At 43.8% G+C, this 12283-nt stretch carries 12 protein-coding genes and 2 pseudogenes; all 14 read right to left on the bottom strand.

The window, feature by feature from the left end; genetic code table 11:
* Window positions 1–257: 257 nt before the first annotated feature.
* The 14 genes and pseudogenes from OZX58_RS00745 to OZX58_RS00685 all read right to left on the bottom strand — a co-directional run bounded on the left by OZX58_RS00745 (window position 258) and on the right by OZX58_RS00685 (window position 12283).
* Entirely contained in the window at window positions 258–995 is a 738-nt protein-coding gene (locus OZX58_RS00745) for an amino acid ABC transporter ATP-binding protein (RefSeq protein ID WP_277130867.1), read from the bottom strand.
* Window positions 992–2350: pseudogene (locus tag OZX58_RS08180) on the bottom strand (ABC transporter substrate-binding protein/permease); the annotation flags it as partial. The pseudogene OZX58_RS08180 and the gene OZX58_RS00745, both read right to left, overlap by 4 nt.
* Before the next feature lie 87 nt (window positions 2351–2437).
* Window positions 2438–3076 (bottom strand): annotated as a pseudogene (locus OZX58_RS08175) (transporter substrate-binding domain-containing protein); the annotation flags it as partial.
* A 224-nt stretch (window positions 3077–3300) separates the two neighbouring features.
* Window positions 3301–4071, bottom strand: coding sequence for a carboxyltransferase subunit alpha (accA, locus tag OZX58_RS00735; RefSeq protein WP_277141079.1), 771 nt, complete (start codon window positions 4069–4071; stop codon window positions 3301–3303).
* Entirely contained in the window at window positions 4061–4912 is an 852-nt protein-coding gene (locus tag OZX58_RS00730) for an acetyl-CoA carboxylase carboxyltransferase subunit beta (RefSeq protein ID WP_277141078.1), read from the bottom strand. Before OZX58_RS00730 ends, accA begins: the two co-directional genes overlap by 11 nt.
* Window positions 4912–6288 carry an acetyl-CoA carboxylase biotin carboxylase subunit gene (locus tag OZX58_RS00725; RefSeq protein WP_277141077.1) on the bottom strand — a complete coding sequence of 459 codons (1377 nt, stop codon included), beginning with the start codon at window positions 6286–6288 and terminating at the stop codon, window positions 4912–4914. The genes OZX58_RS00730 and OZX58_RS00725 overlap by 1 nt, the downstream gene beginning before the upstream one ends.
* A gap of 10 nt (window positions 6289–6298) precedes the next feature.
* On the bottom strand, window positions 6299–6745 hold the full coding sequence (fabZ, locus tag OZX58_RS00720) for a 3-hydroxyacyl-ACP dehydratase FabZ (RefSeq protein ID WP_277141076.1): 447 nt from the start codon (window positions 6743–6745) through the stop codon (window positions 6299–6301).
* 12 nt (window positions 6746–6757) lie between these two features.
* The gene (locus OZX58_RS00715; RefSeq protein ID WP_277141074.1) at window positions 6758–7180 is read right to left on the bottom strand and encodes a biotin/lipoyl-containing protein; all 423 of its coding nucleotides are present in this window, start codon (window positions 7178–7180) and stop codon (window positions 6758–6760) included.
* Window positions 7181–8413 carry a beta-ketoacyl-ACP synthase II gene (fabF, locus tag OZX58_RS00710; RefSeq protein WP_277141073.1) on the bottom strand — a complete coding sequence of 411 codons (1233 nt, stop codon included), beginning with the start codon at window positions 8411–8413 and terminating at the stop codon, window positions 7181–7183.
* A 12-nt stretch (window positions 8414–8425) separates the two neighbouring features.
* Window positions 8426–9160, bottom strand: a complete 735-nt coding sequence (gene fabG, locus OZX58_RS00705; RefSeq protein ID WP_277141072.1) for a 3-oxoacyl-[acyl-carrier-protein] reductase — start codon at window positions 9158–9160, stop codon at window positions 8426–8428.
* Entirely contained in the window at window positions 9160–10086 is a 927-nt protein-coding gene (locus tag OZX58_RS00700; protein ID WP_277141071.1) for an ACP S-malonyltransferase, read from the bottom strand. Before OZX58_RS00700 ends, fabG begins: the two co-directional genes overlap by 1 nt.
* Window positions 10087–10088: 2 nt before the next feature.
* Complete coding sequence (fabK, locus tag OZX58_RS00695; protein ID WP_277141070.1) at window positions 10089–11042, bottom strand: enoyl-[acyl-carrier-protein] reductase FabK; 954 nt, start codon at window positions 11040–11042, stop codon at window positions 10089–10091.
* Window positions 11043–11045: 3 nt separating this feature from the next.
* Window positions 11046–11294: an acyl carrier protein gene (locus OZX58_RS00690; RefSeq protein ID WP_277130883.1), complete on the bottom strand. Its 249-nt coding sequence runs from the start codon at window positions 11292–11294 to the stop codon at window positions 11046–11048.
* A 23-nt stretch (window positions 11295–11317) separates the two neighbouring features.
* A complete protein-coding gene (locus OZX58_RS00685) occupies window positions 11318–12283 on the bottom strand; it encodes a beta-ketoacyl-ACP synthase III (RefSeq protein WP_277141069.1) in 966 nt (321 codons plus the stop codon).

The following is a 12283-nucleotide window of genomic DNA, read 5'->3' as shown; positions in this document are numbered from 1 at the left end:
TACAAAAAGGCATTCATCCTTAAAGGTGAATGCCTTTTGATTAATACTCAAGTAGTCTATCAGATCTTAGAAAACATGCTATAATGACTTTAAGAATAGTAGTACATGGCTAATCATCCATGTAAGTGTACAAGCGACTTAATCAATCGCAAGATACCTGGAGCAGTCGCAATTGACTGCTTTTTTGTTATTATCGTAACCGACAAACTAAAAAAGCGAACCTCGTTTAAGGTTCGCTTTTTTAGTTTATTCAATTATTAGACATTCAAGACCTTATCCAAGAAGTCCTGCAGACGCGGATTTTGTGGGTGGTCGAACATATCTTCAGGTGTCCCCTGCTCCAAGATCTTACCATCAGCGACAAAGACCACACGATCGGCAACTTCCTTGGCAAAGCCCATTTCGTGAGTGACAACAACCATTGTCATTCCTTCTTTAGCCAGCTTCTTCATAACAGCCAAAACGTCACCGACCATTTCTGGATCAAGTGCCGAAGTCGGCTCGTCAAAAAGCATCACGTCAGGGTTCATTGCTAGTGCTCGCGCAATTGCTACCCGCTGCTGCTGACCACCGGATAATGACTGAACGGTTGCGTCAAATTTATCAGCTAGACCTACTGTTTCTAGCAATTTCTTAGCTTGCTTATCGGCAGCAGCCTTGTCCAATTTCTTTAACTCCACAGGTGCCAGCATAATATTGTCACCAACTGACAGATTATTAAACAAGTTAAAGTGCTGGAACACCATGCCAATATTTTCACGTACCTTGTTCATGTCAGTCTTAGGATCGGCAATATTAATGCCATCAACAACAACAGTTCCTGAAGTTGGCTCTTCAAGCTTATTAAGTGTTCTTAATAAGGTACTTTTACCAGAACCAGACGGCCCAATAATAACAACAACTTCGTTATCACCAACAGTTAAATCAATATTCTTTAAAACTTGGTTACTGCCATAATTTTTAACTAAATTCTTTACTTCTATTTTCGCACTCATACATTTGTCCTCTTTTGTACCCAATTTGATAACCAAGTCAGCAATGTAATAACAATTAAGTAAATTACCGCAATAATTGTCCAAACCTTAAAGCCTTCAAGGTTCCGCGCGATAATAATTTTACCTGTTTGCGTCAATTCTAGGATACCGATAATTGATAAGATTGAGGTATCCTTCAAGGTAATAATAAATTGGTTGATAAATGACGGTACCATGATCTTGATTCCTTGCGGCAAGATAACTTTACGCATCGCCTTACCAAACGGTAATCCTAATGAGCGCGCTGCTTCCATCTGACCGGAATCAACGGCATTAATTCCCCCCTTAACAAAGGCAGCAATATAGGCTCCTTCGTTTAGAGTCAACGTTAATACCCCAGCGACAAAGGCTGGAATCTTTTGTCCAGTTAAACTTGGAATTCCCGTGTAAATGAACAATGCCAAAACTAAGAGTGGCATTCCCCGGAAGATATAAATCAAGGTGCTGGAAAGGCCATTGCAGAACTTATTCGGCAATACGCCCAATAGACCAACCAACACACCAAAGATTGTAGCAAAGATAATGGCAACGACTGTTAACCACATTGTCTCCGCGAAGCCAGACAACAACGCATCTTTGTTTTGCTTAAGCAAACCAACAAAGCTGCGGTCGTCATTACCTTGACCATTATCAGCAACCTTCTTGTCAGCAGTACCTAAGTACTTAGCAGTAATATCATCGTAAGTACCACTAGACTTCAAGTCCTTCAAACCAGCATTAAATGCGGCCAGCAATGCTTTATTTTGGCCCTTTTTAACTGCAAAGGCATACGGTGCCTTAAGTGCAGGCTTAGTCACAATGCGTAATTTGGTACCCTTTTTAATGGCATATTGCATAACTGGTTGGTCTTCAAAACAAGCAGCTGAATTACCCGTCAACACATCTTGATACATGTTGTTGGAATCATCAAACGTAGTCGTCTTGAAGCCATACTTCTTCTTAATACTATTAGCGTATTGGGCGCCAGCTGTCCCTGTCTTAATCGCAACCTTCTTACCGCGCAATTGCGATAATTTGGTAATCTTGCCCTTAGTCGAGGTTGCCATAATAACTCCCGACATAAAGTACGGGTCAGAGAAGTCAATCTTCTTCTCACGTTCTGGTGTAATTGACATTCCCGCAATCATCCCGTCGATCTGACCGGATTCTAGAGCTTGCAGTGAACCATTAAAGCCCATCGGCTTGATATTAACCTTGAAGCCCTGCTCTTGTGCAATATTCTTCAAAATGTCAATATCAATGCCGATGTACTGATTATTGGTGTTAGCAAATTCAAATGGTGGGAAAGTTACATCAGTACCAATTGTAAAAGTCTTACCCTTCAAGTCTGGGTTTAATTTACTGCCAAGATACTTACCAACAATCTTGTTATAAGTACCATTAGCCTTAATTTTGGCAAAACCAGCATTAAACTTCTTGATTAATTCTTGATGGGTGCCCTTTTTAACCGCAAAACCATACCAACCAGTATTAGCTGCCTTAGTAACAATCTTCAGCTTCATGCCTTGGTTAATAGCATATTGCATGACTGGTTGATCTTCAAAACAGGCAACTGAATTACCAGTTAAAACATCCTGATACATATTGTCGGAATCATCAAAGGTAGCCGTCTTAAAGCCATACTTCTTCTTCAAACTGGTTGCATATTGTGCAGCTGCGGTACCAGTTTTAATGGCAACCCGCTTGCCCTTCAAATCAGCAAAGCTCTTGATATTACTATTCTTACCAACGGCCATGACAATCCCAGTCTTAAAGTACGGCGTACCAAAGTCAAACTTGGCTTGCCGCTCCTTGGTAATTGTCATTCCGGCAATAATCCCATCCAGCTGACCAGACTGCACGGATTGTACTGCCCCATTGAAACCAACTTGCTTAGTTTCAACTTTGAAGCCTTCTTCTTTGGCCACAGCATTAATAATGTCAATATCAATACCAACATATTTATTGTTATCATTGGCAAATTCGAATGGCGGATAGGTCACATCCGTCCCAATTTCATAGGTTTTAGCATCTGCTTTTGTCGCAAAAATGCTAAAGCACATCAACATCATTCCCAGGATTATCATCCCAAAAAAGCTTTTCTGCAATTTTTTGTGCATAAACTTCGCTCCTAAAATTAAAACTAAATTATATATTTAATCAAAAACAAATGTATAACTTGCTATTCATCTTACCATACTTATTAGCTTGAATGGTAATCAACAGCCAATCTAATAATAAAATTAAAAAACGAGCTTCAACTACTAAGCGAAGTTCGTTAATTCTTTTAAAATTTGCGAAAACGTGCATGACGCTGGGCTAATAATTGCTCTAACCCAACTTGGTCAAAGTCAATTAACTGCTCATTAATCAGTTGCTTCAAGGCAGAAGCATTGTCAGCCAGAATATTTTCCGGCAAAACGCGTTCAACTACGCCCTGCTTCTTGAGCCATTCCGGTTCAATATGCATTAATTGCGCAGCATCTTGTGCACGTTGGCCATCCTTCCACATAATCGAGGCAAAGCCTTCTGGGGAAACCACGGTATACATACTATGTTCCAGCATCCAAACTTGATCGCTGCATGCTAGAGCCAAGGCACCGCCAGAACCAGCTTCACCGATGATAATTGCTAATAACGGCACCTTTAATTGTAACATTGCACTAATATTTTCGGCTAAAATCTGCCCTTGACCACTAGCCTCGGCATCAGCACCGGGATAAGCTCCCGGCGTATTAATCAGCGTAATAATCGGGCAGTTGAGACTTTCAGCTGTCTTCATAATCCGCAATGCCTTGCGATAACCTTGCGGTTCGGGACTACCGAAGTTAGTCGCTAGACGCTCCTTCATGTCCTTACCTTTATTAGTCGCAATCACACAGACGCTACGCCCGCCGCAACTGGCAAAACCACCAACAATTGCCGCATCATCACCGGCAGCGCGGTCACCATGCATTTCAAAAAAGTCGGGGAACAATTGATTAATCAGTGCCCGCATGTCAGTCTTGCTGTCTTCACGCGCACCAGCCATAATGGCTGCTATTTTTTTACTCTCCATTAGCGCCTCTCCACTTTTGTCCAGCAAAAATCGTCAATAACTGCCCTAACTTATCTACCTGCTGCGACCTTGGCACGATCGCGTCAACAAAACCATTTTGATAAGCATTTTCAGCACTTTGAAACCCTTGTGGCAACTTCTTATGAATTGTCTGCTCAATGACGCGGCGACCAGCAAATGCTACCATCGCCTTGGGTTCAGCCAAAATAATATCGGCTTGCGAAGCAAAGCTGGCTGTTACCCCGCCAGTTGTCGGATCCATAATTACAACAATATAAGGAAGACCAGCTGCGCGATGGTCATTAACTGCCTGCGAAATTTTGGCCATTTGCATTAGCGATTGAATACCTTCCTGCATTCGGGCACCACCAGAAGCGGTAAACATAATTACAGGTAAACTCAATTCCGTTGCCTTTTCAAACAAACGCGTTATCCGCTCACCGTTAGCCGTACCAAGACTGCCCATAATAAAGGCCGGATCCATAATCCCTAAGGCAGCTTGCTGCCCCTTAATTTCGGCTTGACCAGTTAACACGGCATCCTGCAATTTGGTCTGTTCACGCGCCTTGGTTAGCTTTTCTTGATAACCGGGGAACTTTAAGGGATCCGTCGTTGTTAAATCCGCATCCCATTCCGTAAACTGCTTCGTCAGCATCTTTAAGCGCTGGCGCGCAGTCACACGAAAGCCGTAGCCACAATTAGGACAAACATGATACTTACCTGCACGAGCGAAGTAAAATTTAGCACCACATTTTTGACAATAACGAAAAATGCCCTTCGGAACTTTTTCCTCGTAATCCTTCAGCGCCTGCTTAGGATGGCGGGCAAACTTAGCAGCCATTATTTGTCCTCCTTTTGCGCTTCTTTAATGTATTGCGGCAAAAAAGTTTGGTCTAAATAGGTAATCAAATAATTGCCATCATTAAAGACCTTATCTTGAAGCAACTTAACTAAAAACGACCGGTTAGTTGTCAAACCAGTAACCTGAAATTCATTTAAGGCATCAATCAACCGGCGAATGGCTAATGGGCGGTCCGTGGCATGAGCAATGATTTTAATAATCATTGAATCATAAAATGGTGATACGGTATCGCCACTGTTAACGCCACTTTCAATCCGAATACCTAAACCACCCGGCAAAGACATCTGCTTAATCGTGCCGGCTTGTGGTTGAAAGTTCTTTGCTGGATTTTCCGCATTAATTCGTGCTTCAATAGCAGCGCCGTGAACCTTAACCTGATCTTGCGTCATTGTCAGATCCATGCCCGCCGCAATCTTAATCTGCTCTTTGACTAGATCAACGTGGGCTACTTCCTCAGTAATTGAGTGTTCAACCTGAATCCGGGTGTTCATTTCCATAAAATAAAAATGATGGTCTGGATCCATTAAGAACTCGATTGTCCCGACATTCTCATATTTGATTGCCTTAACGGCCTTGATCGCAATTTCCTGCAAATAAACACGTTCATCGTCATTAATCTGTGAACATGGCGTTTCTTCAATTACCTTTTGATGATTACGCTGCATTGAACAGTCACGTTCAGGCAGTGCCACAACATGACCATTCTGATCGCCAATAATTTGGACTTCAATGTGCTTAGCCGGTGAAATAATCTTTTCAACGTACATTCTGCCGTCGCCAAAGGATAAACGCGCTTCTTCTTGGGCTTGAGCAAAAGCATTAGGCAAATCCTCAGGTTTATTCACTTGCCTAATTCCTTTACCGCCGCCCCCAGCTACTGCCTTGAGCATTACCGGAAAGCCAACTTCTTTGGCTACTGCTAAAGCCGCATCACTGTCTTTAACAAAGCCCTGACTGCCGGGAATAACGGGCACTTGATGCTGGCGCATTGCTTCACGAGCGTTGGCCTTATTGCCCATTAACGCAATCGTTTCCGACTTCGGACCAATAAAAGTCAACTGGCATTTTTCACATAATTGGGCAAATTCAGGACTTTCTGACAAAAAGCCGTAACCCGGATGAATGGCAGTCGCGCCAGTTAAAATCGCGGCGCTGACAATGTTCTCCATCTTCAAATACGAATCAGCGGGTTGCGGAGCACCAATACAAACAGCCTCATCCGCTTCTTTAACGTGCTGGGCATCCTTATCGGCTGTCGAATAAACGGCCACCGACTTAATTCCCATCTCCCGCAAAGCGCGAATAATCCGAATTGCAATCTCACCACGATTAGCAATTAATACTTTTTCAAACATTTTTCACACCCTACTGAATCGCAAACGTTAATTCACACGTGCAGGCAACTTCGCCGTCAACTGTCGCCTTAGCCTTGCCAATTCCAGCATTGCCGCGCAATTTATCCAATTGTACTTCCAAGCGCAAACTATCACCGGGAGTGACCATCTTGCGAAAACGAGCCTTCTTAATCCCGCCAAAATAAGCGGTTTTGCCCTTAAATTCTGGAAGGGTCAATAGGGCAATCGCACCAGTCTGTGCCAGTGCTTCAACAATTAAAACCCCTGGCATTACCGGATTACCTGGAAAATGTCCTTGGAAAAAGGCTTCATTCATTGTTAAATTCTTGCGTGCAATTGCATACTTGCCGGCTTGATAATCAAGTACTCGGTCAACTAAAAGCATCGGATAGCGGTGCGGAATAATCTCTTCAATTTGTATAATATCAAGTGTTTGCGGGTTTGCCTGTTCTGCCATGTTCATCACTCTCTATTCTGGCGTTACCGTAAATAACGGTTGATCGTATTCAACAACGTCTTCGTTATCAACCAAAATTTCACTAATTGTGCCGCTAACGTCACTCTTGACTTCAGTCATCATCTTCATTGCTTCGATCACGCAGACTACATCGCCCTTTTCCACATGGTCACCCACCTGTTTATATGGTGCCTCATCTGGATTAGCTTGCAAATAAACAATGCCAACAAGCGGGGATTTAACTTGGGGCAACTTTGCGGGGGCAGCGGGAGCTGCTTGTTTTTCAACTGGCGCTAGACTAGCACTAGGGGCCGAAGCAACTACTTCCTGCTTTTTATCAATATCAATGTGCCCACCGTCAAAGTCCAAGTTTAACTTGGTGATGTTACTTTGATTAACCTGTTTTATTAATTTTTGAATTTCCTCAAAAGTCATCTAATTAGCCCACCTTTTTAATGCTAAAACCGCATTGTGGCCGCCAAAGCCAAACGAATTACTGATTGTGTAATCAACTTGGCAGTTGCGGTTCTCTGTTGTAACCAAATTCACTGGACATTCTTGTGCTTGTTCAGTCAGCCCAACGTTAACTGGCAACTGACCCGAATTCATTGCCTCTACACTAGCAATTGCTTCAATTGCACCAGCAGCACCCAAAAGGTGCCCAGTCATACTCTTGGTACTTGAAACTAACACCGAGCTAGCGGAACCAAAGACTTGATTAATTGCCTTGGACTCAGCCGAATCATTACCTTGAGTAGCTGTACCGTGAGCATTAACATAACCAACTTCATCAGGCGTAATGCCAGCTTCCGCAATTGCCAATTGCATTGCCCGTGCTGCTTGCGTGCCTGCTGGGTCTGGCGAGGTAATGTGGTAAGCATCAGAAGATGTACCATAACCAACAATTTCACCCAAAATAGTTGCACCACGTTCTTGTGCATGTTCAAGAGATTCAAGAACCAGCGAGCCAGCACCTTCACCCATGACAAAGCCAGAACGGTTTGCATCAAACGGCAAACTTGCCTTGGCTGGATCTGTTTCTTTGGACAAGGTTGATAGAGCTGCAAAACCGCCAATACCGTCAGCGTTGATTGCGGCTTCTGAACCACCAGTAATCATCGCGTCGCAGCGGCCTTCCTTAATCTGCCGGTAAGCCTCGCCAATCGCATTAGTTCCGGAAGCACAGGCTGTTACAATCGTGGTACTAATTGCTTGAGCACCATAGCGAATTGACAAGTTGCCGGCAGCCATATTAGCAATCGAAACTGGAATAAACATTGGCGATAAGCGATCAATTCCCTTGTCATGCATCTTGATGGTCTGCTGCTCAATCGTGGTCAAGCCGCCAATTCCAGACCCCCAAATAACGCCAAAGCGGTTGCTGTCCGTATTTTCGGCATTAATACCAGACTGTTCCATTGCTTCATCGGTCGCATAAACCGCATATTGGGTAAAAAGATCCATTCTTTTGGTGTCTTTTTTCTTCAAATGAACCAGCGGATCAAAGTTATTCAGTTGACCAGCCAATGTAACACCAGTTTCAGAAGCATCAAAATATGTAATTGGTCTAAAACCGACTTTTTGCGCATTAATGCTGGCCTCAAAGCTGGCTACATCATTACCAATGGGCGTCAATGCGCCCATCCCCGTAATTACAACTCTTGTCATTAACCCTTCTCCTTACTGCATTGTCAGGCCGCCATCAACGGTGATAACTTGCCCCGTAATGTAATCATTTTGTGCTAAAAAGACTGCTGTCTCGGCAACTTCTTCAATTTTACCAAACCGCTTGAGTGGAATTTGCTGAGCAATCTCCTCTTGCCGCTTTTCACTTAAAGCTTCCGTCATTTGCGTATCGATCATCCCCGGCGCAATCGCATTGCAGCGCAAGTTACGCAGAGCAGCTTCTTTAGCAACAGACTTGGTCAAGCCAATTATGCCGGCCTTGCTGGCAGCGTAGTTAGCCTGACCAATATTACCGGTTAAACCAACAACACTAGCCAAATTAATAAAGCAGCCCGAACGCCGCTTATACATTGGCCGCAAAGCCTGTCTAATTACGTTGAATGTCCCTACTAGGTTAGTCTGCAAAACCGCATTAAAATCATCTTCAGACATGCGGTTAAGAAGGCCATCTTTGTTAATGCCGGCATTATTAACCACCACATCAAGTTGGCCAAATTGCGCAATAATCTGCACAATCATGTCCTTAACTGACTCGGGATTTGTAACATCCGCACTAATATCAATTACAGGTGTCGCAAATTGCTCAAATTCAGCTAGTACCTCTGGTGCAATTGGCTTACGGGCGTTTAAAACAATTTTGGCACCACGTTGAGCAAAAGCCTTGGCAATCGCTAAGCCAATGCCACGTGAACTACCAGTAACTAGGACTACTTTATCTTTTAAATCCATTAATGTGCCTCCAATGCCGCAATGGTCTTTTGCAGTTCTATACTGCTGTCCAAGCGATAAGTTGGCAATTTGCGGTCAAGTTTACGCGCAAATGAAATCAAAGTTCTACCCGGGCCAACTTCAATAACCGCAGTTAGATCAGCTTTGTGTTCAGACAATGTCTTAGCAAAGTAGGTAGTTGAGACAAGCTGCTGCGTTAAATTAGCAGTCAGATTTTCTGGTGAAAATTCTTTCTGTGTAGTTGTACTGTAAACAGGAAAATTCCCTGCTTGCCAATCAACCGCGCGCAATTCAGCGTTTAAATCAGCTTGAATTGGTGCCATTACTGGCGTATGGAAAGCACCGCTGACCTTTAGCGGAACAACCCGTTTGCCAGCAGCTGTTAGTTCACTAGTAACTTGGTCAACAGCAGCAGTTGCACCACCAATAACGATCTGCTGGGGAGTATTAACGTTGGCAACACCAACAGCTCCCAAACTCGTTGCTTCTTTACAGGCAGTTTGAACATCAGCCAGATCTGCCTTCATCACAGCTGCCATCTTGCTTGGTACATTATCGCTAGCCTGCTGCATTAATTCGCCGCGACGTTTAATCAGCCGCAGAGCAGTCGCAAAATCGACATGGCCACTGGCTGCTAAAGCACTGTATTCACCTAAACTTAAACCAATACCGAATTTTGCTTCCGGCAAATTAGCTTCAATCAGTTGGTATAGTCCATAACTGATGGCTAAAATTGCCGGCTGACAATAACGCGTTGACGCAAGTTTAGAAGCTTGGTTTTCATCAAATAATAAACTCGGTAAGTCAAAGTCCAAAATCGTCGCAGCTTGGTCAATGACCTTCCGATATGTTGGAACTGTTTCATAAAGATCCTGCGTCAAGCCCGTTTTTTGGGCACCTTGACCGCTAAATAATAAGCCAATCATCGTTAGTTCTTGCCACTCAATAACTTATCAGCTTGCGTGTAAACATCATTCAGGATGTCGGCTGCTGATTCTTCTTTTTCAACCATTCCAGCAATTTCACCGGCCATAAACGAACCTGTATCAGTATCGCCATCAATTACAGCTCGGCGTAAACTACCACTGCCCAATTCTTCTAATTGCGCAAAGTCCGGATTATCCTTGAGTGCCTCAGCTTTTTCGAGCTTAATGTACTTCTTAGACATCTTGTTCTTTAAGACACGTGACGGGTGCCCTGCAAAATCGCCGGTAACCATCGTGCTGGCATCTTTTGCCTTTAAAACGGCCTTCTTGTAATTAGGGTGAACTTTAGACTCAGTAGCGACTAAGAACCGCGTACCCATCTGTACACCTTCAGCACCAAGCATAAAGGCAGCAGCCATACCGCGGCCATCGCCAATCCCACCGGCCGCAATAACTGGAATGTTCACGGCATCGACAACCTGCGGTACTAAGGCCATCGTAGTTAACTTACCAATATGACCGCCGGATTCCATTCCTTCGGCAACTACGGCATCAGCACCAACACGTTCCATCATGCGAGCTAAGGCAACAGAACCAACAACTGGAATCACTTTAATTCCAGCCTTCTTAAAGTCGGCAACATACTTACCAGGATTACCGGCACCAGTTGTAACAACGGCAATGCTATCTTGATGAGCCAAAATCACTTTCACCACGTCTTCGGCGTAAGGTGATAGTAACATCACATTGACACCAAACGGCCGATCAGTCAGGCTTTTAGCGACTTTAATTTCTTCTTCAACTACGCTGCCTGGGGCATTACCAGCACCAATAATTCCTAAGCCGCCGGCATTAGAAACAGCAGCAGCTAATTTTCCATCGGCAACCCAAGCCATTCCACCCTGAAAGATCGGATATTTGAGGCCCAGGCTTTTCATAAATGGCGTCAATTCCATGAATTAACCTTCTTTCGCAGCTAATTGCTTTTTAACAAAGTCAACTAGGTCTTGGACGGTCTCGATACCTTCTTCGCTCTCAATCTTGATGTCGAATTCATCTTCAAGTTCATTGATTACTTCAAAAATGTCCAAACTGTCGGCATCTAAGTCATCCTTGATGTTAGCTTCTAGAGTAACAGCTTCTTCATCTTCACCAGTTTCGTCAACGATAATTTCTTTTACTTTGTTAAAAATTTCTTCATCTGTCATGTTAATAAACTCCTTTTAATTCGTTAAAAAATAATTGCAATGGTACCTGTAGTTAAACCGCCGCCAAAGCCGCTTAAGATTAATTTCTGTCCCGACTGAATCTTACCAGCCGTAACTGCTTCATCAAGCAATAACGGAATGCTGGCAGCTGAGGTGTTGCCATACTTGGCAACATTACTCAAAAACTTCTGCTCACTTACACCTAAATGATGTGCAATCGAGGTCAAGATGCGGCCGTTAGCTTGGTGTAAAACAAACCAGTCAACATCAGTCAGCTGCCAGTCGGTCTTAGCCAAAGCACGTTCAATTGAATTAGGCACCTCATGGGTCGCAAACCGGTAAACAGCTCGCCCATCCATCTCAAAATAATGCTTGTGAGAGGCAGCTTCATCCTTGCTAAAAGCAGAATTAACCGGCTGGTAACCAGCAGTTAAGGTACTACCGTCTTGGCCATAAGTGGTAAGGTCTTCGGCAATCAATGACTGCTCAGCGCTTTGTTCAACTAAGACCCCGCCGGCACCATCGCCAAACAGGACAGCCGTTGACCGCTCCTGCCAATCAACTAATTTGGATAAGACCTCGGCACCAATGACAATCCCGCGCCGATAAGTTGTTAGCAATTTATCAGCCACGGCTAGGGCATAAACAAAGCCTGAACAAGCGGCGTTTAAGTCAAATGCCAAGGCATGGCTGGCACCAATGGCACCCTGAACAATTGCGGCTGTCGACGGTGTTAAATAATCCGGCGACATTGTCGCCACAATAATAAAATCTACTTGGTCAGCTGGACAATCAGCTTGTTTGAGCAATTGGTTGGCTACGTTAATAGCCAAATCTGATGTCTGTTCTTGTCTTGCAAGATGACGCTGCTTAATTCCCGTTCTTGAGGAAATCCATTCATCCGAAGTGTCCATCATGGCCGTAAGATCATCATTAGTTACCACTTTAGGAGGAACATAATGCGCGGTCTGTGTTATTTTTAGACCCAT

This window comes from Lactobacillus sp. ESL0680, from assembly GCF_029392855.1.
Classification (GTDB): Bacteria; Bacillota; Bacilli; order Lactobacillales; family Lactobacillaceae; genus Lactobacillus.
This window is presented reverse-complemented; position numbering and strand designations above follow the sequence as displayed.

Coding starts and splice junctions, on each gene's coding strand:
- OZX58_RS00745 (WP_277130867.1), bottom strand. CDS start 995: ATGAGTGCGAAAATAGAAGTAAAGAATTTAGTTAAAAATTATGGCAGT.
- accA (WP_277141079.1), bottom strand. CDS start 4,071: ATGGAGAGTAAAAAAATAGCAGCCATTATGGCTGGTGCGCGTGAAGAC.
- OZX58_RS00730 (WP_277141078.1), bottom strand. CDS start 4,912: ATGGCTGCTAAGTTTGCCCGCCATCCTAAGCAGGCGCTGAAGGATTAC.
- OZX58_RS00725 (WP_277141077.1), bottom strand. CDS start 6,288: ATGTTTGAAAAAGTATTAATTGCTAATCGTGGTGAGATTGCAATTCGG.
- fabZ (WP_277141076.1), bottom strand. CDS start 6,745: ATGGCAGAACAGGCAAACCCGCAAACACTTGATATTATACAAATTGAA.
- OZX58_RS00715 (WP_277141074.1), bottom strand. CDS start 7,180: ATGACTTTTGAGGAAATTCAAAAATTAATAAAACAGGTTAATCAAAGT.
- fabF (WP_277141073.1), bottom strand. CDS start 8,413: ATGACAAGAGTTGTAATTACGGGGATGGGCGCATTGACGCCCATTGGT.
- fabG (WP_277141072.1), bottom strand. CDS start 9,160: ATGGATTTAAAAGATAAAGTAGTCCTAGTTACTGGTAGTTCACGTGGC.
- OZX58_RS00700 (WP_277141071.1), bottom strand. CDS start 10,086: ATGATTGGCTTATTATTTAGCGGTCAAGGTGCCCAAAAAACGGGCTTG.
- fabK (WP_277141070.1), bottom strand. CDS start 11,042: ATGGAATTGACGCCATTTATGAAAAGCCTGGGCCTCAAATATCCGATC.
- OZX58_RS00690 (WP_277130883.1), bottom strand. CDS start 11,294: ATGACAGATGAAGAAATTTTTAACAAAGTAAAAGAAATTATCGTTGAC.
- OZX58_RS00685 (WP_277141069.1), bottom strand. CDS start 12,283: ATGGGTCTAAAAATAACACAGACCGCGCATTATGTTCCTCCTAAAGTG.